The organism is Pseudomonas mandelii (assembly GCF_006438925.1).
GTDB classification, from domain to species: domain Bacteria; phylum Pseudomonadota; class Gammaproteobacteria; order Pseudomonadales; family Pseudomonadaceae; genus Aquipseudomonas; species Aquipseudomonas mandelii_C.
In genome coordinates, this window is the sequence record NZ_RCZA01000005.1 from 420,398 (window position 1) to 444,818 (window position 24,421).

At 61.1% G+C, this 24,421-nt stretch carries 19 protein-coding genes; 9 read left to right on the forward strand and 10 right to left on the reverse strand.

Features of this window, described 5'->3' with window-relative positions:
- Nucleotides 1-74: 74 nt before the first annotated feature.
- From EAH74_RS14410 to EAH74_RS14455, 10 genes are all read right to left on the reverse strand, one after another.
- On the reverse strand, nt 75-2,621 hold the full coding sequence (locus tag EAH74_RS14410) for an efflux RND transporter permease subunit (protein WP_240050511.1): 2,547 nt from the start codon (nt 2,619-2,621) through the stop codon (nt 75-77).
- A 31-nt stretch (nt 2,622-2,652) separates the two neighbouring features.
- Nucleotides 2,653-3,726 carry a WD40/YVTN/BNR-like repeat-containing protein gene (locus EAH74_RS14415; protein ID WP_140679362.1) on the reverse strand — a complete coding sequence of 358 codons (1,074 nt, stop codon included), beginning with the start codon at nt 3,724-3,726 and terminating at the stop codon, nt 2,653-2,655.
- Between the two features lie 69 nt (nt 3,727-3,795).
- Nucleotides 3,796-5,154, reverse strand: a complete 1,359-nt coding sequence (locus tag EAH74_RS14420; RefSeq protein WP_140679364.1) for a DUF1329 domain-containing protein — start codon at nt 5,152-5,154, stop codon at nt 3,796-3,798.
- 37 nt (nt 5,155-5,191) lie between these two features.
- Entirely contained in the window at nt 5,192-7,018 is a 1,827-nt protein-coding gene (locus tag EAH74_RS14425; protein ID WP_140679365.1) for a DUF1302 domain-containing protein, read from the reverse strand.
- Between the two features lie 180 nt (nt 7,019-7,198).
- Nucleotides 7,199-8,206, reverse strand: coding sequence for a YeiH family protein (locus EAH74_RS14430; protein ID WP_140679367.1), 1,008 nt, complete (start codon nt 8,204-8,206; stop codon nt 7,199-7,201).
- Nucleotides 8,207-8,208: 2 nt separating this feature from the next.
- Entirely contained in the window at nt 8,209-9,483 is a 1,275-nt protein-coding gene (locus tag EAH74_RS14435) for a spinster family MFS transporter (RefSeq protein ID WP_205012912.1), read from the reverse strand.
- A gap of 61 nt (nt 9,484-9,544) precedes the next feature.
- Nucleotides 9,545-11,125, reverse strand: coding sequence for an acyl-CoA carboxylase subunit beta (locus EAH74_RS14440; protein ID WP_140679368.1), 1,581 nt, complete (start codon nt 11,123-11,125; stop codon nt 9,545-9,547).
- Nucleotides 11,122-12,681: a class I adenylate-forming enzyme family protein gene (locus EAH74_RS14445; protein ID WP_140679370.1), complete on the reverse strand. Its 1,560-nt coding sequence runs from the start codon at nt 12,679-12,681 to the stop codon at nt 11,122-11,124. Before EAH74_RS14445 ends, EAH74_RS14440 begins: the two co-directional genes overlap by 4 nt.
- Nucleotides 12,682-12,744: 63 nt before the next feature.
- A complete protein-coding gene (locus EAH74_RS14450) occupies nt 12,745-13,455 on the reverse strand; it encodes a GntR family transcriptional regulator (RefSeq protein WP_140679372.1) in 711 nt (236 codons plus the stop codon).
- A gap of 5 nt (nt 13,456-13,460) precedes the next feature.
- Nucleotides 13,461-13,685, reverse strand: a complete 225-nt coding sequence (locus EAH74_RS14455) for an acetyl-CoA carboxylase biotin carboxyl carrier protein subunit (protein WP_140679374.1) — start codon at nt 13,683-13,685, stop codon at nt 13,461-13,463.
- A 198-nt stretch (nt 13,686-13,883) separates the two neighbouring features.
- Between EAH74_RS14455 and EAH74_RS14460 the strand changes: the two genes are divergently transcribed.
- Genes EAH74_RS14460 through EAH74_RS14500 form a run of 9 tightly spaced genes read left to right on the forward strand, consistent with a single transcriptional unit; the run spans nt 13,884 to nt 24,402 of the window.
- The gene (locus EAH74_RS14460) at nt 13,884-14,351 is read left to right on the forward strand and encodes an acetyl-CoA carboxylase biotin carboxyl carrier protein (RefSeq protein WP_140679376.1); all 468 of its coding nucleotides are present in this window, start codon (nt 13,884-13,886) and stop codon (nt 14,349-14,351) included.
- Nucleotides 14,351-15,760, forward strand: coding sequence for an acetyl-CoA carboxylase biotin carboxylase subunit (gene accC / locus EAH74_RS14465; RefSeq protein ID WP_140679378.1), 1,410 nt, complete (start codon nt 14,351-14,353; stop codon nt 15,758-15,760). Before EAH74_RS14460 ends, accC begins: the two co-directional genes overlap by 1 nt.
- Complete coding sequence (locus EAH74_RS14470; protein ID WP_140679379.1) at nt 15,757-17,154, forward strand: hypothetical protein; 1,398 nt, start codon at nt 15,757-15,759, stop codon at nt 17,152-17,154. Before accC ends, EAH74_RS14470 begins: the two co-directional genes overlap by 4 nt.
- A gap of 3 nt (nt 17,155-17,157) precedes the next feature.
- Entirely contained in the window at nt 17,158-18,657 is a 1,500-nt protein-coding gene (locus EAH74_RS14475) for a carboxylase (protein ID WP_140679381.1), read from the forward strand.
- Between the two features lie 7 nt (nt 18,658-18,664).
- Nucleotides 18,665-19,081 carry a Zn-ribbon domain-containing OB-fold protein gene (locus EAH74_RS14480; RefSeq protein ID WP_140679383.1) on the forward strand — a complete coding sequence of 139 codons (417 nt, stop codon included), beginning with the start codon at nt 18,665-18,667 and terminating at the stop codon, nt 19,079-19,081.
- 8 nt (nt 19,082-19,089) lie between these two features.
- A complete protein-coding gene (locus EAH74_RS14485; RefSeq protein ID WP_140679385.1) occupies nt 19,090-20,619 on the forward strand; it encodes an AMP-binding protein in 1,530 nt (509 codons plus the stop codon).
- On the forward strand, nt 20,616-21,800 hold the full coding sequence (locus EAH74_RS14490; protein ID WP_193560134.1) for a thiolase C-terminal domain-containing protein: 1,185 nt from the start codon (nt 20,616-20,618) through the stop codon (nt 21,798-21,800). The genes EAH74_RS14485 and EAH74_RS14490 overlap by 4 nt, the downstream gene beginning before the upstream one ends.
- A gap of 2 nt (nt 21,801-21,802) precedes the next feature.
- Complete coding sequence (locus tag EAH74_RS14495; protein WP_140679387.1) at nt 21,803-22,864, forward strand: alcohol dehydrogenase catalytic domain-containing protein; 1,062 nt, start codon at nt 21,803-21,805, stop codon at nt 22,862-22,864.
- On the forward strand, nt 22,861-24,402 hold the full coding sequence (locus EAH74_RS14500) for an acyl-CoA carboxylase subunit beta (RefSeq protein WP_140679388.1): 1,542 nt from the start codon (nt 22,861-22,863) through the stop codon (nt 24,400-24,402). Before EAH74_RS14495 ends, EAH74_RS14500 begins: the two co-directional genes overlap by 4 nt.
- Nucleotides 24,403-24,421: the final 19 nt, after the last annotated feature.

Here is a 24,421-nt window from a genome sequence, read left to right on the forward strand (position 1 = left end):
GGGCCTTGGTGAATACGTCAGGCTCTAAGCACCCATGACCTCATGGCCCGCTGGAAGCGGTCATGGAGGAATAACTAAACGGGCACCCTGCCCTTGCCACGCCGTCCAGAAGCGCATTGTTCACTGCCCTGCGTTTCCTCAATGCCCGTACTTTCAAGGGCCATCTCCTCAATGTTCTTGCCCAGGACGTGATGAGTGCGCAACAGAAAATGCGACAGCGCCGGAATCAGTATCAACGCGCCCAACATGTTCCACAGGAACATGAAGGTCAGCAGAATGCCCATGTCCGCCTGGAACTTGATCGGCGACCAGACCCAGCACACCACGCCAGCCGCCAGGGTAATCCCCACCAATCCCACTACGCGACCGGTGAACGACACCGCGCGGCGGTAGGCTTGCATCAACGACAGCCTCTGACGCTGGTACTGCAGCTGGACGCTGAGCAAGTACAGTGCGTAGTCCACGCCGATACCGACGCCCAAAGCAATCACTGGCAGCGTTGCCACCTTCACGCCAATCCCCATGACCACCATCAAGGCCTCGCAAAGGATGGAGGTCAGTATCAGCGGCAGCAGGGCCACCAAAGTAGCGCGCCAGCTGCGGAAGGTGATCAGGCAAAACAGTGTCACCGCCGCATAGACGTACAGCAGCATGGTGCGATTGGCCTCGCGCACCACGATGTTGGTCGCCGCCTCGATACCGGCGGTGCCGGCAGCCAGCAGAAACTGGCGATCCTCGGTGCTGTTTTCCCGGGCGAACTTGTCCGCGATGGCCACCACGGCGTTCAGGGTCTCGGCTTTATGGTCCTTGAGGAAGGCGATCACAGGTATCAGCGAACAATCGGTGTTGAAGAGCTCCGGGGAATTGACCGAGGCTTGTTGGGCGGCGTAGTTCAGTACGTTCTGGTTGCGCTGGATGCTGTTGAGCTTGGGATTGCCCTCGTAAGACCCCGCAGTGATCTGCCGTACCGCATTGACCAGCGATGCCGTGGCCTGAACCCCGGGATATTGCTGTAGCTCCCAGGCCAGGCGGTCGGCGAGGATCAGCGTCTGGTAGTTCAGACAGCCTTCTGCCGGCGTCTTGATCATCACGGCAAAGAGGTCGCTGGACAGCGCGTAATGCTGGGTGATGTAGGCGTTGTCGCGGTTGTAGCGCGAGTCCGCCCGCAGCTCCGGAGCACCGCTGTCGAGGTCGCCGATTTTCAAATTCAGGCTGACCGCAAAGCCACCGATCCCCAGCAACACGGCGACCAGTACGGCACCGGTGGCCCACTTCGGCGTCGTGAAGCGATCCAGTTTGTCCCACAGTTTGCCGAAGCCGTTATGCGCGGCCACGCGCGTGTCGATTTTCAGCGCACGCTCGGCAGCCTTAGCACCGACGCCGACAAAGGACAGCGCCACCGGCATGAGCAGCAACGACGTGAAGATCAGCACCGCCACACCGATACTGGCGGTGATGGCCAAGTCCTGAATCACCGGGATGTCGATCAGCATCAACACGGCAAAGCCCACCGCATCGGCCAGCAGCGCCGTGACCCCTGCGATAAACAGGCGGCGGAAGGTGTAGCGTGCGGCCACCTGTTTATGGGTGCCACGGGCAATGTCCTGCATGATGCCGTTCATCTTCTGCGCCGCGTGGGACACGCCAATGGCGAAGATCAGGAACGGCACCAGGACCGAATACGGATCGATGGCATAACCCAGCCAGGCGACAATGCCCAACTGCCAGACCACTGCGATCAGCGAACAGCCGACCACCAGTAACGTGCTGCGCACACAGCGGGTGTAGGCATAAATGATGACCAGCGAAGTGACCACGGCCAGGCCGAAGAACATCATCACCTGAATCAAACCATCGATCAGGTCGCCAATGAGCTTGGCAAAACCGATCACCCGGACCTTGTAGTGGCCCTTGCCCTCCTCCCCGACCTTACGTGCCGCGTTGTCACCGGCGAATTCGATCTTGTCGCGCAATTGCTCTTCGAGCATCCGCGAAAATTGATGGTAGTTAATGCTCTGGCCAGTGGCCGAGGCTTTGTCCAGCAGCGGCACGATCAGCATGCTCGACTTGAAATCGCTGGCGACCAGGCTGCCGACGATGCCGGCGCGGGTAATGTTCTGCCGCAGCTGTTCGATGTCCGATGGCGAACCCTGATAACTGTCAGGCATTACCGGGCCGCCCTGAAAGCCTTCCTCCGTGACTTCGGTCCAGCGCACGGCCGGTGTCCACAGCGACTTCATCCAGGCGCGATCAACCCCTTCGGTGAGGAACAGTTCGTCGTTGACCTGCTTGAGCACATTCAGATAGTCAGGGTCAAAAATGTCGCCCTGGGTGTTTTCCACCACCACCCGTACCGAGTTACCCAGACCGCGCAGCGATGCGCGGTTTTCCAGGAAATTCTGAATGTAAGGCTGGCTCTGTGGGATCATTTTTTCGAAGCTGGGGCGCAACTCCAGACGGGTCGCCGCCATGTAACCCAGCACCAGAGTAGCCAGCGTCATGAGCACGATGAACAGCGGGCGATAGTTGAACACCAGCCGTTCCAGCAGGTTGCCGGAGCGCCGATCAAAGTCATGCAGATCGCGGATCACCGGCATGTTGTCTTGCTTGGTAATGGCCATGTCTGAGTACTCGCTCTTATTGTTCTGGCTCTTATTCTTTGAGAAGCGCACGGGCGCCACGGCTACCCACCACGATCAGCGAACCATCGCGGGCCAGGGCGGCACCGGCCACCGGTGACGGGTTTTGTTGTGGCATCACTTGCAACCGGGCGGTGTTGGCCTGATCGACCAGCATGTGCCCTGCCTGGGTGAACAACCGATAGTGACCTTGGGCATCCACGGTGGCGGCGGTGACACTGACTTGCAGGCCGGTATCGAACGGTTTCCAGCTCAACCCGCCATCCGTGCTACGCAACACATTGCCGCGCAGACCGAAAACAACGACTTCGCCAGGCTTGCCGACGACACCGAAATAGCTGCCTTGATACGGTGTGTTTACGGCGGCGAAACGCTGGTGCGAATCGTCCCATTTCAGTACCAGGCCTTGCTCACCGACGATGTACAGCGCATCGCCGGTCGACGTGATGGCGTTCAAGTGAAAATTCTGCGGGTTGTCGGTACGGTCCTGAAAAGGCGTCCAGCTCTGGCCGCCGTCCTCGGTACGCAGAATCAGATTGAACACACCGACCACGTAACCGACCTTGTCGTCGGCGAACCAGACGTCGAGCAAGGGTTTGTCGGCGCCCTCCTCGACCAGTCGCTGACCATCAGCGACGAGCAGCGGCCATTGCTCGTTGGTCGGTTCGGCATTGGCCAGCGCAGCATAATGCTTGACCAGCAATGCCCCGATCTCTCGACCGTCCAGTTGTTTTTTCCAGGTCACGCCGGCGTCGCTGCTGTGCAAAATCACACCATCGTTGCCGACCGCCCAGCCTTGTTCGGGGGAAGGAAAGTACACGGCATTGAGGTCGCTGCTGACCGGCACGTTGGCCTGCTGCCATTGCTGGCCGGCATCGTCGGAATAAAGAATGTGACCACGCTGCCCGACCGCGATCAGGCGCTGCCCGGCATTCGCGACGTCGAGCAAGGCACTGCGTACGGCCAATGCACTGGGCTTGGCGGGCAGGTCCAGCACATCAACGTACCCGGAGGCGTGTGCAATCGTCTGCCACAGCGCCAACAGCATCGCCAATATCAACGGCGCAAGCGTTTTGAATGAACACATACTGCGTCCTCCTCCAAAGCTGAAGCCGGCGCTCTACCGCAACCGGCCCAGACTTTTGTGGTGCGTTACTTAGCGAACGCCATTACCGGCCAGCGCATCAGGCGACCACTGCGACTTGGCGAGCGGTTCGATGTATTTGATGCCGCCGTACGCGCCCGACAAACCGTTGATGTTGTAGGTCCCGCCCACCAGGTCATAGATCACGTGCGGCGTGGTGTTGGGGGTCGTGACGTCGTAGCTTTGAGAGAGGAAGCTGAAAGAACCACGGTACAACTGACCACGGGCATCGTACTGATCGGATGCCAGAGCGACCCAGCTGTCCTCGTCCAGATAGAAGCGACGCTTGGCGTAGACGTGACGGGCACCGGCCTTGAGCGTGCCTTCCACGACCCACACCCGATGCTTCTCCCAACGCACGAATTGCGGTGCCAGGTGGTTCGGTGTGGTCAAGGCTTTAGGGTCCTTGATGTAGCTCAACGCGTAGGTGTTGTACGGCATGATCATTTCCTGCTTGCCGACCAGTTTCCAGTCGTAGCGATCCAGTGCGCCGTTGAAGACATAAACGTCGTCATAGGTACCCGAACCTGCGGTGCCCGGGTTTGGCGTGTCGTAGGCCAGGGTCGGTGCCAGTTTCACGCGGCGCTGCCCAGGCAAGTACTGCCAGGCGCGACGCGCCTGCACCAGCGGGTTGGCAGCGTCCTTGAGCATGACCGCCTCGCCCGCGCGGCGCGCGGGGCCGGTGTAGAACAAGCGAGTCTGAAAGTAGGTGTCCTTGCCATCGATGACCTTGTTCGGCTCTTCGAAAATCGGGAACGAGTTGACGATTTCGCCGCTGGTGGCCAGATTTTGCGAGCCTGACGAATCCACGTTCCAGGAATCGTATTTGGTTGAATAGGCGACGCCTTGATAACGCAACAAGTGATTCCACATGGCCTCGGCTCCCGATTGCGGGATCGGGAACGGCACACCAGGCAGCACGTTCTCGATGGCGTTACCACCTTCCAAAGACTTGGCGCCAGTGGCGTTCTTCAAGGTGTTGTCCAACACACTTTTAGGCAGTGCCACGCTGCGGTGGGTCGGGTAGACCTCCACGCGAAAACTCGGAAAACGCTTGGCCAGTTCGATGGTGACGGCGGTCAGTTGATCCTTGTACTGAGCGACGTTTTTGCCATCGATTACCAGCAGCGGCTTCTCGTTGGCGTAAGGGTCCGGGCGAAAGGTATCACCGGCCTTGAAGCCTGCCGGCAGGCTGGTCAGCCCACCGGTGTAGGCCGGAATGGAGCCATCGGCATTGCCGGCTTTTTCGGCGCCCACGGCGGTCAGGTTGCTCCCCAGTCTGGCGGCGTCTGCGGCGGGCACGGCGGCCTGTGCGAGACCGGCGAAGGTCAGCGCCAGGGAGGCGGTCAACAGAGTGTGCATGCATTTCATGGTGTCGTTCTCCTGCTTGTTTTTAAGCAATCGAAAATCAGAAAGTTGTCTTGAAGGTGGCCGTGACCATGCCGCGATCCTTGAGCTGGGCCGAGGTCCCGCCGAAGGCGGTGGTTTGACCGGGTACGCAGTTGTACTGGCCGTTGGCACCTGGTGCAGCGCCGTCTCCCTGACTGCCAGCGCTACCTGGCGAACTGCAGGTGTCGAATGGACCGAAGTTGTCCACGTATTTCAGGTCGAAGCGGTACTGGTTGCGCACATCCATGCCGATACCGATCGAGTAGCTGCCGGAATCCTCGTTACCGCCCAACTGCACGGCGGAGTTGCCGTTGAGGCCGACGTTGTAGGTCATCGGCATATACATATCGATGCCCGGGAAGACCTGGAACCAGGTCGGGTTGAAGTTGACGCCAATGATGTAGTTGTCTTTGGTGACCTTATCGGTGCCGTGGTACCAGTCCTCACCCTTGAACAGTTGCTTGTTGTCAGTGACCTTCAGCCAGCGGCTGTAGCCGAGCTCGACCAGCAACGAGGAGCTGTCCCACAGTGGCGTGTCGCCAAAGGTGGTCAGGCCGTTGAGCACCGCATGTACGGTGTTGCCGCGGGCCACGCCGTCTTCGCCATTAAAGCTGCCGATGAAACCGGGCAAGCCGCGGGCCGCCGCGGCCGGGTTGACGGTGCCGGCGACGCTGGCCAGGGGCATGTTTTCGCGGTAGTTCAAGTCGAAGCCGACGCTGACGTCGCCGACGCTTTTCGACAGGCTGATGCCATAGATATCGATGTCATCGACGTAGAACTGGTTGTAGCTGCCAATGTTGCCGGAGATCAGTTGCGCCGGGCCCACAGCGGTCGGCTGCAGCACCAGGTTGGGCAGAATGTCGGAGGTGTTGCGGTAGTAGACGCCGAGGGTGCCGTCCAACCACTCCGGGCTCCACTTGGCCATCAAACCGAAGTCGCCACGCTTGTCCGGGGTGAAGGTATGGCCGTTGCTCAGGCGCAGGAACTGGTTGGCACCGATCGGGCCAGGGGCACCGAAGAATGGATTGACGCCGCCGATCAACGACAGGTTATGCCCGCCATTCTGGATGCCGTCGTTAAAACCCAGATACGTGCCGGATTCCGGCAGGCGCGAAGCGTCCCAGTCGAGGAAGTACTGCGCGCCGAGGGTCAACTCCGGGTTGACCGTGAAGTTGACGGACAGTTGATTACGCGGGATGAACAGTTCCTTGGCTTCGGTGCCTGGCACCGCCAGCGCCTTGGAAATGTCCAGGCCGGACTGGCCGTAGCTGTTGCCGTGGGCAAAGGCCAGGATGCTTTCGCCCCAGTACTGCGTGTGCTTGCCGAGCTTGGCACTGAGGATCGACTCCTCGCCGATTTCCGTACTGCCGAAAACGAAGGCATCGAGGATCTCGGCCGACGGTCCGTTGTAGTAGCGATCGGCATAGCCGCTTATGTGGCGGGAGTCCGGTACACCGTGGTTGAGCTGGTTGGTTGCCGCGTTGTCGCTGCCGACATTGTCATAGGCGTGGTCGTACCACGTGTTGGCGCTGACGCGAAAACCGGCCTTCTTCTGGTAAGTCACATCCAGTTCAGAAAGCACATCCAGGCGTTGGGACACCGCACTGCCGGAAGAGAAGTTGCGGTTACCGTCATTGTTGTTCCAGGAATTGGCCAACTTGCTGTTAGGACTTTCGACCCGCTGGGCATAGTTGAACTTGAACGTGTTGTCGAAACGCACCGCCCAGTCTTCATTGCCGGTATTGACTTCGAAGGCATGAGCCGCCGGCAACGCAGCGACGAACAGCGCCGAGGCCAGCAGGGTTGGCTCCCACACACTCACACCAGTAATTTTTTTGATTCGCATACGTTGGCTCCGATTTTTTTTGTTTTTGTTTTTATGTTTATAAAAAAACATCTGGCCGCCCAATTCGGGCGTGACAGTGCTCACCACTCTTATCCCCATCAGGGGAGCGTTCGATTCAATTAAAGTGACCCAATCAATACCGCCGGAGTCAGCACACCCCGCGGCATTGAACGACCCGACTCAACTACCGAGTCGTATCAACAGCAACACCAGTCCCAGCAAGAACACGGTTTCACCGACCATCAACAGGATGGGTTTGAGCCCCACCGTCGCCAGTTCCTTCAACTGGATTTTCATCCCCAGCGCACTGATGGCGACGACCAGGCACCAGCTCGACAACTGGTTGCCCAGGGTCTGCACCGCTGAAGGCAGCCAACCGAAACTGGTTACGGCGGCCAAGGCGATGAAGGCCACGGCAAACCAGGGCAACAACGGTGGCCTCTCACCGGTCCCCTGCCCGCCCTGAGAACGAGTGATCAAAACAGCACAGACGATGACCGGCAGCAGCATGGCGATGCGCATCAGCTTCACCACCGTGGCGGTATCGCCGATGTCATGGGACATGCTGTACCCGGCGCCGACCACCTGAGCGACGTCATGGATGGTGGCGCCGAGAAACACTCCGGCCTGCAGCGGATCCAGGCCGAGCGCCCGGGAAATCACCGGATACAGAATCATCGCCAGGGTCGACAGGGCGGACACCCCAATGACCGTGAACAACGTCGCGCGCTCCTTGGCATGATGGGCAGGCAGCGCCGCTGCCAATGCCAGCGCCGCGGATGCGCCGCAGATTGCGGTCGCGCCACCGGACAACAGACCGAACAGCACGTTGAAGCCCAGGGCGCGCGCCGCCAGCATGGACACCAGAATGGTGACCACCACCGACACCACAACAATCAGCACCGGATGCCAACCGAGCGCCGCAATCTGCTCCAGGGAAATGCGCATCCCGAGCAAGGCCACCCCGATGCGCAGCACTTCGCGAGCGCTGAAATCGATACCCGGTTTGCTCGGCCCCGCCGCCAGAAAATTCATGGCCATGCCGAGCAAGAGTGCCAACAGCATCACTGGCGCCTGGTACTGGTCAGCCAGAAACCGCGCCGCAATGGCGACGACGATGCTGGCCAGAACTCCCGGCAGGTGCTGGCTGACAACCGACTGAAACTGAATGACGGCGGATCTGGACATAACTAAACCTTGATACCCATGGCCGGCAGCGAACGCGTGCTTTCACGCTTGATCCGCGCCGCCATATAAAAGAAGAATCCACCCAGCACCAGCGCAAGAATGTCGCTGACCAGCAGCACATGGGTCAGTGGTGAGTCCATTCCGGCAGTCGTCAGCACATCGCTGATCCAGCCCACGACGAACGTGCCGAGGGCGACCGAAAAGAGGTTCAGCATCAACATCGAGCAGCCCATTACCGTCGAACGCATCCGCACGGGTACGGCGCCCTGAATCGCAGTGGTCGCGGAACCGTAAAGCGACATCACCATGAAAATACCGACCGCCATGCCGACGTAGAACAGCGGCGAGTCTGTCGGGACCAAGCGATAAGCGATCATGAACGGCGCGCACACCAGCATCATCAACACCAGCACACTGGCGTGGCCGCCCTTGAAACGTGGGGCCAGGCGATCGCTCAAAATGCCACCGGCCAATGCACCCAACGAGCCGAAAACAATCTGCATGACGCCCATGGTCATGACGATCGTCGCCGGGTCCATGCCCCGCTCGCGGGCAATCCACAGTTGCGCGAAGGAAATGCCCGGATAGACCAGATGAGCCAGCACAAAACCGGCAACGGTATAGCGCACCCCACGGTTGCTGCGCAGCTCAGCGAACACCGCGGCCATCTGCGTCTTGAGCGGGGCTCCACGCTCTTGCACCGCGTTGTTATTGCGCTTGTCGCTCATCAGCATCAACGGCAGACCGATGGCAATCCCGGCAATTCCCAGAACATGGAACGTGGTGCGCCAGCCATGGGCGGCGCCTAACGTGCCCGCCAACAAAAAGCTGCAACCGATGCCCAGCGGAATGCCGAGGTAGAACAGTCCCATCGCCGTACCCCGGCGCTTTTCGGAGAACAGCTCCATCAACAGCGCCGTCGCGGCAGGCACCAACGCCGCTTCACCGGTGGCCACCAGAAAACGCGCCGCCACCATTTGTTCGAAGTTCTGGACATAGCCAGAAGCAATCGTGCAAACGCTCCAGATCAGCATGCCGGCGCCGATCACGCGTGGCCGGCTGTGACGATCGGCCAGCGCGCCGAGAAGCACCGCCATCACGCCGTAGCTCAGCACCCAGACCGCACCGACCAGAAAGCCGTACTGCGCGTTATTGATCGCCAGCTCGCTGGTGATTTGCGGTGCGAAGCCCAGCAGAATATTTCGGTCCACCTGAGCCAACAGGTGAATCACCATCAGCGTTGCCAAAACGGCGCAAGGACTCTTTTTCCAGAACATCGTCTGTACCTTTGAGTTGTTTTTATGAAGGTAAGGCCGGATGCCGCTCGTCCTGCCAGGACTAGCGCATGGTCCGCCGCTTCGGCCCGAGGGAAAGTGCAGTGATGCGATACGCGTCACCCACCCAGTTGCACAGCAGCGGACGCGTACTGTCCGGCTCAATAACGTCGATTACGCCAAAGCGTTCAGCCGTACGCAGCGGTGAAGCGAGGGCCTGGTAATGGGCCTCCAGTTCTTTGCGCCGCGCCAGCGGATCATCCGCTGCAGCGATTTCTTGCTTGTAAGCTGCCGCTACACCACCCTCGATCGGGATCGAGCCCCACTGCGCCGACGGCCAGGCAAACCGATGTGGCAATGCCGTGCCCGTCGGGCCATGCCAAGGGCTGACCATGGCACCGGCAAGGCCGACACAGCGGCGCAGCACGATGGTGATCACGGGCACACTGGCCTGCTCGATCGCATGCACGGCCTGCATCGCCGCACTCAAGGTGCCCTGCATTTCCGCCTCTTGCCCGGTCATGACACCCGGCTGATCCACCAGGAAGATCAGCGGCAAATGAAAGGTGTCGCACAGGTCGATGAACCGGGTCTGCTTGAGTGCCGCCGCACGGGTCAACGCACCGCCGCCGACTCGCGGGTTGTTGCAGATGATCCCCACCGAGTAGCCGTTGAGACGGGCAAACGCGGTGATAGTCGACGCGCCGAAATCCGGGGACATCTCGAACAGACTGTCTTTGTCGACCAGCGACTTGAGGATCTTGTGCGGGTTGAAGATCTTGCGTCGGTCATGGGGAATGGCATCGTTGAGCCACGCGTCGCGCCGACCAGGCGAGTCCGTCGATGTCACCCGCGGCGGCTGTTCCCAGACATTGCCCGGCAGATAAGACAGAAAGCGCTTGGCCAACTCCAAAGCCTCGGCGTCGGTATTGGCGGCCAGATTGATCATGCCGCTGTGACGATGCACCTGGTCGTAACCACCGAGATCGTTCTTGTCGATATCAATACCAAACGCCTGCTTGACCACGGGCGGGCCGGCCGCGAATACCTGGCTCTGGCCGCGCACCATAATCGCCAGGTGTGAGGCGGCGACCCGCAACGCACCCAGACCCGCACAGGCACCATGGGCAATGCCGACAACCGGCACGGCACCCAACAGATTGGTGATCGGCAACAGGGCATAACCCGGAATCTTGGTATGACCGAGCTTGTCGAGCAGCTTCACACTGCCGCCGGCGCTGTCGATCATGCGAATGATCGGCAGCTTGTATTCCCTGGCATAACGATCGGCGTAGATCCACTTTTCAGCGACCGCCGCTTCCGACGAGCCGCCGCGAATGGTGAAATCATCGGCCGCCACCACGGTACGCCGCTGTTCGATCGTGCCCACGCCGACGACTGCTGTGCTTGGCGTAGCAGAGGCAATTTGGCCTTCTGCCGTGTACTTCACGGCGCCGGCCAGGATGCCGAATTCCTCGAAACTTTCGCCGTCCAGCAGATGGCCAATTCGCTCACGCGCCGTGAGTTTGCCCTGGGCATGCTGCTTTTCCACCGCTTCCGGGCCACCCAATGCATAGGCGACCTCGCGACGCGCGCGGATGTCGGCGAGTTCCAGCGACCATTCCGGGGCAACAGGCGTGCTCATGATGATTTCCTCTCCAGGCGCGCGCGATAGTCATCGCGCAGAATATTTTTCACGACCTTGCCGGCATTGTTGCGCGGCAGAGCATCAACGAACTCGATGAGACGTGGCTTCTTGTAGCCGGCGATCAGTGAAACGCAATGGCTGCCGAGGGTTTCGCTGTCGACCGTGGCGCCTTCGCGTCTGACGACAAAAGCCGCGATACGCTCACCCCACTCCGGGTCGGGCAATCCAATAACCGCCACTTCGACCACTTGTGGATGGCTTTCCAGCGCATCCTCGACTTCCCGGGCGTAGACGTTGAAGCCACCGGAAATGATCATGTCCTTGTTGCGCCCGACGATATAAAGGAAGCCCTGCTCGTCGAGGTAACCCAGATCGCCTGAGTAGTACCAGCCATCGCGGATGGCTTCGGCTTCCAGATCGGGACGGCGCCAGAACGCCACTTCGCCGATACCGTCGGTGGCGATGGCGATCTCGCCGATTTCACCCATCGCCGTCTCTTGACCGTGGGCATCGCGCACAGTGATCTGCACATTCGCAGTCGGTTTGCCGCAGGAGCGCAGCACACCGTCTTCAGCGTGTTCATGCGGATACAGCACCGCCAGCGGCTGTACCGCCTCGGTCATTCCATACTGCTGGCGCATCACCGGGCCGAACCGCGCAATGGATCGGCGGATCAGGTCCACGGAGGTCGGCGCCGTCCCGTAATGAATGCACTTGAGCGACGAGAGATCGGCCTCGACACCGCTGTCGAGGGTGTCAAGCAAGCGCGTGAGCATGGTCGGCACGCACATCATTTGCGTGATCCCGTGCCACTCGATTTGCCGCAGCGTTTCCAGAGGCTCGAACTTCTCCAGAATCACATTGCGCGCCCCCCGCAAGTAGCACGGCAGCAAATGGACGCCGGCAGCATGGGTCAAGGGGCCAACGTGCAACATCGCATCCTGCACGCCAAGGCTGTATTCCATGGCGTAGAAGTGGTTGCTCAAGCGTTCGTACCAACGCTTGATCGTGTAGGTCACGCCCTTGGGTTTTCCGGTAGTGCCCGAGGTATAGGCGATACGCAGCAGCGCATCCGCGCAAACCTGAATGTTGGGCGCGTTGGCTGGCATTGAAGCGAGCACCTGGCGGTACTCCAGAACCTGCAGCGCCTGCCAATCAAGTCCCATCACATGCCGCAGGCTATCGACACGACCAAGAACACCCAAACCGATCTCACGGAACTCCGGCCCCACCACCAGCAGGCTTGCGCCGGCGTCCTCCAGGATTGCGATCTGCTCGGCCAGCGTATGCCTGGCATTCAGCGCGACATAGACCAGCCCCGCCTTCTCGACTGCGAAAACGCTCTCGATAGCCTCGGGCGAGTTGTTCAGTAAAACAGCGACGCGCTCCCCAACCTGCAACCCAAGGGAAACCAGGGCATGGGCCAGACGATTACTGCCCGCCTCGACCTCGTCATACGTCAGGCAGTTGTCGCCGAAGATCAGAGCGGTGCGGCCCCGGTGCTGCCGGGCAGCCCAACTGAGCATGAGTCCTGCGGTACGTTTTTTTGTCATGATATTTTGTCTTATTGTCGACAATTTGACACAGCACTTGGGAGTGTTGTGCCCCCGTGTTAGTTATTCCAATTGATTTGATGCGGCTTGATGGGAAGCGTTAATCAGTTCAACCATCATTTGGGCGGCAACCGTGCTGCTGTTTTGTCTGAGTGCCTCGACCAGCTGACGCCAATGAATGACGGAAGCCTGCCGGCGCTCGGGGGAACGCAACCCCAACCGTGTGTAGCGAGCGGTCTGGATACCCAGCGCACCCATAAGTTCTGCCAGCTGCTTGTTACCACACGACTGGAACAACAGCGTGCTCAGGCGATAACTGCCTTGGGCGTACTCATCCAGCGCATCCGACTGCGCAGCAATCAACTCAAGCCGGGTGACGATGGCATCCATTTGATTCACTACAGATGCATCAAGATCCACCAGGTACTTGGCTAACAACCCGGCCAACACGGCGCGGATCTCGAACAGGTTGTCGATCTCCTGCCGGCTCAATGACGTTACATGCGCGCCACGCTGCGGCACGATGGTCACGACGCCTACCTTCTCGAGAATGCGCAGGGCCTCGCGAATCGGACCCCGACTGACCTGGAAGTGGTCGGCCAGTTCCTGCTCACGCACCGAATCCCCCGGCCCGTATTCACCTCGCAAAATCGCAAGCGTAATGCTCTCGGCAATCTGCTCCGGCATCGTCAACACGCGCTGGCGACCAGCGCGCATGATACCTATTGCACTACCGCCCTTGGCGGCCGACGCCGAACCTGCATTCATTGACATAGACTTCAATCGCACTCCATCAGCAAAACATCCTGGCCATCTTTGACCACGTCGCCCTCGGCAACGAGGACGCTCACGACTCGACCCGACTCCAGTGCCATCAATGGAATTTCCATTTTCATGGACTCCATGATGATCAGCATCTGATCTTCTTCAACGACATCGCCTTCGCAGACATGGATCTGCCATACCGTTCCAGCGACATCCGATTTAACCGCGATTGTACTCATTCTCGCCCCCTCCAAAACACAACTGTTTTCTGAAATCGCCAGGCCCTTGGCTGTCGCACGCTACGCTTTTTTTATCAAGAGCTGCGTAAACGCCCTGGGTGATGATCAGCAAACTACATCATTGTCTGATTGTTGACAATCATACGTTTCGATGTTTTTATCGGTCAAGGCAATTCGAACAACAAGAGGCCTGAAGGCATGTCACTCACACATAAAGAAGCACGACGAATCCTTGAGATACTGGATCACACGACGCATCTGGACTTCCTTGAAGTGCGCATCGGTGACACCACGCTAACGGCCAGCAAGTCCGGCACGGTTCAGCGGTCGCTTGAGCCTGTGCAAGGCGCCACGCCCGCAAAACCCACGCAGCCGGCACCCTCCGTGGTGGCCACGAGCGAGCCCGAAGTCGCCGAAGGTCAGGTCGCGGTGCGAGCGACCATGATGGGCACCTTCTATCGCAAGCCCAGTCCCGACCAACCGTCGTTTGTTGAAGAAAACACCACGGTGGAGGCCGGGGCGCCCCTGTGCCTGGTTGAGGCCATGAAACTCTTCAACACCCTCGCCTCCCCGGTGACAGGCCGCGTCGTGCGCATCGTCGCCCAAGACCTGCAGATGGTTCAGCGGGACCAGTTATTGATGATTATCGAACCGGAGACTCGCTGATGAGCAGCATTCCCGTGGCAACCCGCGACATTCGTCGGGTATTGATCGCCAACCGTGGCGAAATCGCCGTGCGCATCGTGCGCGCCTGTAAAACCCTGGGCATTGAATCGGTGGCGGCCGTCTCCGAAGCCGACCGGGACAGCCTGGCTGCCCGCCTCGCCGACCAGTACGTCATCATTGGTCCACCTCCAGCGGCGCAAAGTTATCTGTGCGCCGATCTGCTGGTACGTACCGCACTGGAACACCGCTGCGACGCCATCCATCCGGGTTATGGCTTCCTTTCCGAGCGCTCGCATTTCGCTCAGGCCTGTGAAGACGCCGGCCTCGTGTTCATCGGCCCCTCAGCGGAAATCATTGATTCGATGGGCGACAAAATCACCGCCGTCGGTCTGGCCGAAAAAGCCGAAGTGCCGCGTGTGCCGGGCTCGGACGCCGTGGCCGATGCCGAGACTGCCCGCAGTATTGCCAGCGACATCGGCTATCCGGTGCTGTTCAAGGCAACGGCCGGGGGCGGCGGACGTGGCATGCGGATCGTGCGCAGCGATGAAGAAGCCGAGGCGGCCTTCCGTTCGGCCTCCTCGGAAGCGCAAGCCGCCTTTGGCGATCCGACCCTTTATGTCGAGAAGTTCATCGAACTGGCGCGCCATATCGAAATCCAGATCATGGGCGATCGTCATGGCAACGTGGTGCATCTGGGCGAACGTGAGTGCTCGACCCAACGCCGTCACCAAAAGCTGATCGAGGAAGCACCCTCCCCCAGCCTCGCGCCGCAAACCCGGGAGCAAATGGGCGAATGCGCCGTACGTCTGGCGAAAAATGTCGGCTACTTCGGCGCGGGTACGATCGAATTCGTAGTCGATGACCGCGATGGAAAATTCTATTTTCTGGAAATGAATACCCGCATCCAGGTCGAACACCCGGTGACGGAGATGATCACCGGCTACGACCTGGTCGCCGAGCAGATTCGCATCGCCGCAGGCCTGCCGCTGTCGTTCAGTCAGGCCGACGTGAAGCTGGTCGGCCATGCGATCGAATGCCGGATCAATGCCGAGGACCCGGACCGCAATTTCCTGCCGAGCCCGGGTCTGGTGAGCGAATGGCAACCACCCAAAGGCAAAGGGGTACGGGTCGATACCCACTGCTACAGCGGCGCCACCGTGCCACCTTTTTATGACTCCCTGCTCGCCAAACTGATTGTGCATGCGCCGACGCGCAGCGAGGCGATCGTGCTCATGCGCAAGGCACTGGAGGATATGAAAATCGTGGGCCTGTCGACCACCGCCAGCTTCCATCATGCCGTACTCGACCACCCGGACTTCGTCGCGGGCCTTGTCACCACACGCTGGGTTGAAGACGTCTTCGTACCCGCTCGCAAACAGGCTTTGAAACAAGCCAAGGAGCGCGCATGAGCATGACTACATTGGTCGATGTCAGCCTGAGCGACGGTCAGACCACGGCCTGGGGCGGTGGCGCGAGTACCGCGATGCTGCTGGGTACGATGAACTCGCTCGGGCACGCACGGCTTGCCGCCATCGAGGTATTGAGCCCGGCGGTGATCGAGCAGTGCATCAGCCGCGACGAGAACCCGCTGCAACGCATCGCCGCGTTGCGCGAGCGCGCCAATGGCACGCCCCTGCGCGCAACCGTGAACTTGCTGCCCGCCCACGGCCATCTCGATGTGCTCGCTGGTGAAGCGCTGGACACTTGGCTGCGCCTGCTCGCTAAATCCGGGATCAGTGAGGTCGTGCTGATTGATCCGCTGCTGGACCTTTCGCGTCTGGGCAACGCCGTACAAAAGGCGCAAGCCCACGGCCTGACCGCCATCGCCGCTCTGCCCTATGTGGACGATCCCGAGCATTGCGACGCGTACTATTCGGCCTGCGCCGCGCGCCTGGTGCTGACCGGTGCCCAGCGCATCATGTTGCGAGACGAAGCGGGCTTGCTGCATGTCGATCGCCTGCCGAGCTTGCTTTCCGCCCTGCGCAGCGGCGTGGATGGCAAACCGCTGGATCTGCACACGCGCTGCCACACCGGCCTCGGCCCGCAGGTGGCGCTGGAAGCGATTCGACTGGGCATTGACCGCCTCGACGCTGCATTACCCGCCGTCGCCAACGGCGCATCGACGCCTTCGCTGGCCTTGCTGATCCGCTCGGCGGCGTTGCTCGAACTGCCACTGCAAGCACCGGATCAGGACCGCCTCAAAGAAGCCCAGACCCAGCTCGCTGCCGTGGCGGATCAGGAAGGATTTGCCGAAAGCCCGCCTTGGGCCTTCGACCTGGCGCCTTACGAACACCAGTTGCCAGGGGAGATCGCCGCCCAGGCCATGCAAGCGTTGCGCGAGCGCGGGCGTCTGGCTGATCTGTTCGAGTTTTCCCGCGAATGCACGCGCATTCGTCAGGAGCTGGGCCATCCGCCGATGCTGCAACCGTTCGCCCAAGCGATCGCGCGCCAGGCACTCGAACATCTCGATGCCGCCCCACGCTTCGCCACGTTGCAGCCCGCGCTGCGCCGCTGGCTGCAAGGTTGCTACGGCCCGATCGACACATCGCTGACCCGCCTGCAAAAACGCATCGGCGCCGTCGCCAACCCTGGCCGTCCAGCCAACTTGCCCGCCACTGAAGAAGCACTGGCGGCGCTGGTCTGCGGCTGCCCTGCGCTGCCACCGCTGCAAAAACTTCACTATGAAGTTCGCTCGCCTGAGCAAGCCCTGACACACGGGCTGCTGCAACGCTGGCCCAACTACACCGTATTGAGTGTCACAGGCCCCGGTCTGTCCATCCATCTCGAACACAGCAAGGGGTGACATGTGCTGAATCAACTACGCGAAAAAGTGAGCGCGGAATTTGCCCGCACCGGCAAACGTCGCCGTATCCAGTTGGTCGATGCCACCCTGCGTGATGCACACCAGTGCCTGTGGGCAACGCGCATGCGCACCGAGCACATGCTGCCGATGGCCGAGCGCCTGGATGCCCTGGGTTTTGATGTGATTGAAGGCATTGCATTGGTGCAGTTCGACGCCAGCGTGCTGTTTCTCAACCAGAGTCCACTGGAACGGCTACGCCTGTTGTCCGAACGCATCCGCCACACGCCGCTGCGCGGTATCGTGCGCAGCAACATGTTGCGTAGCTTCTACCCCGAGCCGGACGATTTGAGTGAGCTGTACGTCGAACGTCTGGTCGCCAACGGTGCGCGTGATATCGGTTTTCTCGACTCCCTGCACTGCTGGGATAACCTGGTGCCTGCGATCTCCACCGCCAAGCGACTCGGCGCGACAACGACACTCGCCATGATTTACAACCTGGCACCGGGCTACGACGCGTCGTTCTATGCCGCCAAGGCGCGCGAGGCCATCGAGCGCTTCGATATCGACGCCTTTACCTTCGGCGACGCCGGCGGCAGCCTGACCGTGGAGCAGGTGCGCAGCATTGTGTCGGCGATCAAGGCCGTGATCGGTGATCGACCGCTGGAAATCATCACCCATTGCCTGAACGCGACCGGTTCGCTGGTTGCGCTGGAAGCCGCCGTGCACGGTGCCGATCGCCTGCTGTGCTCGATCGATCCGCTGGCCAACGGCAATGCCGGGCCAGCGGCACAGATGCTGGCGCGCAACCTGCGTGAGATCGGCTTCGAGGTCAGTTTCGATGACCGCGCGGCAGACGAAATCGGTGACTACCTCGCCGGGGTTGCCGAAGAGAACGGCTTCCCCGTGGGAGTCCCGGCGGAGTACGACCCGGCTCACTTCGTCACCCAGTACGCTGGCGGCGCCATGTCCAATCTGCAATCGCAACTGCAGCTGGCGGGAATCGCCGACAAACTGCCGGTCGTACTCGAGGAGATCGGCCGCATCCGCGTGGAACTGGGCTCGCCCGTGATGGCGACGCCCTTCCCCGCCATGATCGCCGCCCAGGCGGTGATGAATGTATTGAGCGGCGAGCGTTACAAGGTGGTGCCGGACGAAGTGAAAAAGTACGTGTGCGGCTATTTCGGCGCCCTGCCACTACCAGTGGACCCCGACGTAAAAGATCGCGTGCTCGCCAATGGCTCCCGCGAGATCTCCCTTGAACCACCGGCGCTGGCGCCAAGAGTCCCTGAGCTGCGTCGTCGTTATCCCGGCCTGTCGGATGATGAACTGCTGCTGCGTGCCATGTACGGCGACGAAAAGATCGTCGGGCTCGCGCCCACCGTGGTCGATGACACTTTCAGTGTGCGCCGTCCGCTGCACGAACTGATCGCCGGTCTGGCCAAACTTCCGTCACAACGCCATGTGCATATCGCCATGGCCGGTTTCGAACTGCGTACTCGCTGAGGCTGCCATGTCAACTCCTCTCTCTGCACGGCCATTGCCGCAACCCACCGCCGAAACGGCCGCCTATTGGGCGGCCGCACAGGAACACCGACTGGTGATCCAGCGTTGCGGCGGCTGTGGCCACTGCCAGTTCTATCCGCGAGCATTCTGCATCGAATGCCTGTCCGACAGCCTCGAATGGATCAATGCCAGCGGTCGTGGACGCATCTACACCTACACGGTCTGCCGGATCGCGCCCTCGCCAGCCTTCGAGTCTCGGCTGCCTTATGTCGTTGCGTTGATCGACCTCGATGAAGGCGTCCGCCTGGTCGCCAACATCCTCGATGCCGACCTTGAGCGCGTCGCCATCGGCGCCCGCGTCAGCGTCTGTTTCGAGTCCGTCAGCGAATCCTGCACGCTGCCCCAGTTCACTCTTTTGGATTAGCCGTCACCATGGAAATGATTACCGACCACTTCGATGCCGGCGCCAATCGCCACCCGGATAATGTCTGCCTGCAAGGCACAGGTTTCAGCCTCACCTACGCCGAGGTTCAGGCCGACTCCCATGCCATCGGCCATGCCTTGTCGCTGCTGAACCTGAGTTCAGCCCATGTCGGCGTACTGGCGCCTAATCATCCGCTGAGCTTCGTCGCCATGCTGGGCGCCTTGCGCGCAGGGGCTACCTTCATCCCCCTGAATGCTCGTGATTCGATCGACAGCCTGATCTGGTTCATGAGCTTCACAAAACTGTCCGTGCTGGTGCTGCACTCTCAGTACGCCGAGCATGCCGAGCGCATCCGCGCGGGTGTGCCGACGCTGACAACCGTGATCGGCCTGGACGAACCCATCGCTGGCCTGAGCATCGCCAACTGGTGCCGCGAGCATGCCGGTCAGCGCTGCACCGTGCGCAAGTCGCTCGACGACACCGCCCTGATCAAGTCCTCGGGTGGAACAACAGGACAGCCAAAGGCAATCATGCAAAGCCATCGTGCTCTGCTGGCCGCCTACCGCATCTGCAACCAGTTCATGCCACCGGCAAAAAGTCCCGCGCACCTGGTCGTGGCACCGCTGACCCATGCTGCGGGTGCGACCGCCATGGCGCTGTCGACTTTCGGCACGCGCAATGTGATCGCGCCATCCGCCGACCCGGGCGCGGTTCTCGAAACCATCGAGCGGGAACGCATTACCCACCTGTTCCTGCCGCCGACCCTGATCTACCGACTGCTGTCTCATCCGGATGCCAAGACACGCGACTGCTCCTCACTTGAATACGTGATCTACGGCGCCGCCCCGATGTCCGTGGACAAACTGCGCGAGGGTATCGCCCTGTGGGGACCGGTGTTCGTTCAGTGTTATGGCCAATCCGAAGTCCCCGGTGTGATCACGGTGCTGACGCGCGAAGACCACATGCGGGACGGTAAGCATCTGGGTTCCGCCGGTCGCCCCACCGGCGCCTGTGAAGTGGCACTGATGGATGAGGAAGGACGGATCGTCGAGCCCGGCGAACGCGGCGAGATTGTCGCGCGCGGCGAACTGGTCGCGCCGGGTTACTACGACAACCCGCAAGCCAATGCTGAAGCACGACGTTTCGGTTGGCACCACACCGGTGACATCGGCGTGTTCGACGAAGCGGGTTACCTGTACATCGTCGATCGCACCAAGGACATGATCATCTCCGGCGGTTTCAACATCTACCCGAGCGAAATCGAACAGTTGATCTGGGCGCATCCGGCCGTCATGGATTGCGCCGTGGTCGGCATTCCCGACCCGGACTGGGGTGAAAAAGTCATCGCCGTCATCGAACTCAAGGCTGGCGCCAGCGCGACCGCCGAGGAGTTCGTCGCGACCTGCCGCGAAAAACTCGGCAGCCTGAAGACGCCCAAACACGTGTTGTTCTGGGAGAGTCTGCCGCGCAGCCCCGTCGGCAAGGTGTTGAAGAAAGATGTGCGCGCGCAGCTCATCGCCCAGGAGCCGCAGCCATGACGATCGACGCTTCCCGCCTGGCCGGCCGTTACGCCATCGTCGGCGTGGGCGAGGCCGGTCTTGGCAAAGCCCAACCGGGTGACACCGCGCTGTCGCTGCAATGCCGATCGGCACGCGAAGCCTTACTCGATGCCGGGCTCACCCTGGCCGATGTCGATGGGGTTTTTGCGCACTGGGACGACCGCGCCAATGCGCTATTGGTGAGCGAATATCTGGGGATCACGCCGCGCTTTGTCGATAGCACGGTGGTGGGCGGCGGCTCGCCGCTCACCCACTTGATCCACGCCATGGCCGCGATCGACGCCGGTTTGTGCTCGGTGGCGCTGGTCACTTATGGCAGCACCCAGCGACTGGATCACAGCCGCAACCGTGGCGGCCTGTTCGCCGACCCGCGCTCCCCGTCGGGCCAGTTCGTGTCGCCCTACGGTGTGCTCAGCCCGATCAGTTGGTACGCCATGCTCGCGCAGCAGTATATGCATCGCTATCAGGCGAGCGCAGAGGACCTCGGTGAGGTGGCGATCAATGCGCGGCGATGGGCGCAATTGAATCCACAGGCCACGCTGCGTAAACCACTGACGATGGAGGAGTATCTGGCTTCGCCGCTGATCTCGGACCCGTTACGCAAGGCCGATATTTGCCTGGTCAGCGACGGCGCCGGCGCGCTGATCCTCACCAAAGCCGAGCACGCCCGTACGCTGGCTAAGCCGCCCGTCTTCATCCGCGGCTTCGCTGATACCTATCTGCGTCACGTGACGCCAATCGACTCGTTCGACTGGCTCGACCATGGCGTTATCGGCGGCYGCACCGAGCGCGTCCTGCGTATGTCGGGCATTGCGCGCAGCGAATTGAGCATGGTGCAGATCTATGACGCCTTCACCATCAACGTGCTGGTCGCACTCGAGGCCATGGGTTTCTGCCCGCCAGGTCAGGCCGGCGCGTTCCTGCGCAGCGGTATTGCCGCGCCCGGCGGCGCTTTACCGGTGAATACCTCGGGCGGTGGATTGGCCTTCAACCACTCCGGTCAGTTCGGCATGCAACTGCTGATCGAATCGGTGCGTCAGCTACGTGGCGAATGCGGCGAGCGCCAGGTCGCCAACGCCAACAGCTGTCTGGTACAGGCGGCCGGGCTCGTGATGTCGGCGTTTATGTCAATGGTGTTGGCGAACGACGCGGGTGATTGACGATGATTACGGCAACCCCTACTCCAACCATGCAAGCTTTTCGGATGTTCGACTGGCACGACGGCGGCCGCCTTTGCGAAGTGCCTGTGCCAGTTCCCGGCCCTGGTGAAGTGCGCCTGCGAGTCGGGGGTAATGGCCTCTGTCAGTCGGATCTGCATGCGCTTGATGACCTGTGCTGCTCCCCGCCGCACCTGGATGTGCAGCTGCCGATGACCCTGGGCCATGAGATCGCCGGCTGGATCGACGCGCTCGGGCCGGGCGTCACCTGCTGGGCGGCTGGTCAGGCGTGCGCCGTGAGCATTCCCGGCTGTGGTCATTGTCGCGCTTGCCTTGACGGTTGGAACAACTATTGCGCCACCTCGCGGCGCATCTACGGTGGCGGGTATGACGGCGGGCTGGCCGAATACGTCGTGGTCCACGAGGACTGCCTGGTCGATATTGGCAATCTCGAACCCTGGAAGGCCGCGCCGCTGACCGACGCCGGACTCAGCTCCTACCACGCGGTCAAGCGCGTCGCGCCAATACTGCAACCAGGCAGCAGCGTACTGGTTATCGGTGTCGGTGGACTGGGGCATATCGCTGTCGCCGCGCTTGGCGCGATCACGGCTGCCCGCGTCATTGCCATCGATACACGCGTCGAGGCCTTGGGACTTGCCGTCGGACAGGGGGCGGAACAGGTCCTGGATGCCACCGGATTAACACCCAAGGCATTCGTCAAGCGTATCGGCCAGGTCGATGCGGTTCTGGATTTTGTCGGCAGCGGCGACACCCTGCGCCTTGCTGCCGGTGTGATTCGCCCGCTCGGGCATATCGTGGTGGTTGGGCGCGGGCGCGGTGCCTTCGCGCTACGCAATGGCTCACTGCCCTATGGCGCGATGATCAGCACCACGTTTGGTGGCAGCAAGTCCGAGTTGATCGAGCTCATCGCGCTGGCGTCCACCGGCCGACTACCGATCCACCTGAACCGCCATCCGCTGGATGAAGTACCGCAAGTCCTGAGCAAAATGCGTCGCGGCGAAATCGTCGGACGTGCCGTCATCGTTCCCAATGAGACTTACCAATGACTCGCGAACACACCTCACCCGAACAAGAACTGCACTCGCGCCGCGCAAGCACCCTGAAAATGGGCGGTGAAGCCAAGCTTCAGGCACGCCGCGACGCCGGCGTGCTCAACGCACGGGAACGCCTGGCCGGCCTGCTGGACGCCGAGTCGTTCAGCGAAATCGGCATGCTGGCCCACTCTTCCCGCCCCGAAGATCGGGACAGCACACCCGCCGACGCCAAGATCACCGGTTTTGGCCGCATCGACTCTCGCCGGGTAGCCGTCGTGTCCAACGACATGACAGTGAAAGGCGCGTCGTCCTCATGGATCAATGCGCGCAAGATCGCTTACATGAAGGAGTGCGCCACCCGCAACGGCATGCCGCTGATTTTCCTCGGCGAATCATCCGGCCAGCGCATGCAGGACGCGATGGGTGCGGGCAGCATGGCCGGTGGAGGTCAGGATGCCCAACAATATTGCCGACGCCGCGAAACCCCTTGGGTCAGCGCGGTACTCGGCGCCTGTTTTGGTTCGGCGAGTTGGTACTCGTGCCTGTCTGACTTCACGGTGATGCGCAAAGGTGCATTGCTCGCCGTCTCCAGCCCCAAGGTCACCTCAGTGGCGATCGGTGAATCATCCGATACCGAAGAACTCGGTGGCTGGCGCATGCACGCCGAGATCACCGGGTTGGCCGACATGGTCGTCAACAATGATCAGGAAGCACTGACCGCTATCCGGCGTTTCCTCAGTTACCTGCCCTCTCATTCGAATGAGACGCCAGCCGTGTTGCCCTGTGGGCCTGAAGACCGTCCGGATTCCTCTGGACCTGAAAACATCGTCCCGGTCGAGCGCACCAAGACCTACGACATGCGCAAGCTTCTCGCCACGCTGGTTGATCGCGACAGTCTGTTTCCACTCAAGGACCGCTTCGGTCGCTCGGTGGTCACCGCCCTCGCCCGCCTTGAAGGCGCCAGCATCGGCATCGTCGCCTCCAACCCGCAATACAAGGGCGGAGCGCTGGACGCCGACGCCTGCCGCAAGGCCACCGGTTTCATCGCAATGTGCGACTCGTTCAACATCCCGCTGGTATTTCTGGTCGATACGCCCGGCTTCCTCGTGGGCATCGAAGGCGAAAAACGCAGCGCACCGGCACACATCATGAACATGATCCACGCCGTACAACTGTGCTCTGTGCCGAAGCTCTCGGTGATCGTGCGCAAGAGTTTCGGTCAGGCCTATCTGAATTTCGGCGGTGGCCGCAACAGCGACCAGTCGGCCGCCTGGTGCATGGCCGACGTCAGTTTCGTCGACCCCGGCGTTGCGGTCAGCGTCGTGCATGACGTGACCCGCGAGTCCGACCCCGAGCGCTATGCCCAACTACACGCTGAATTCTCAAAAGACACGTCGGCCTTTGCCCTGGCCGGTGCGATGGGCACCCACGAGGTGATTGCACCGGGAGAAACCCGGCGCTTTCTCGTCGAGGCACTGGCGGCTCAGCGGCGCGGAATCAATAACGGTATCGGGCGCCATGAAATGCGTACGTGGCCGACTTACTTTTGACCTGCGCACACCACTGACA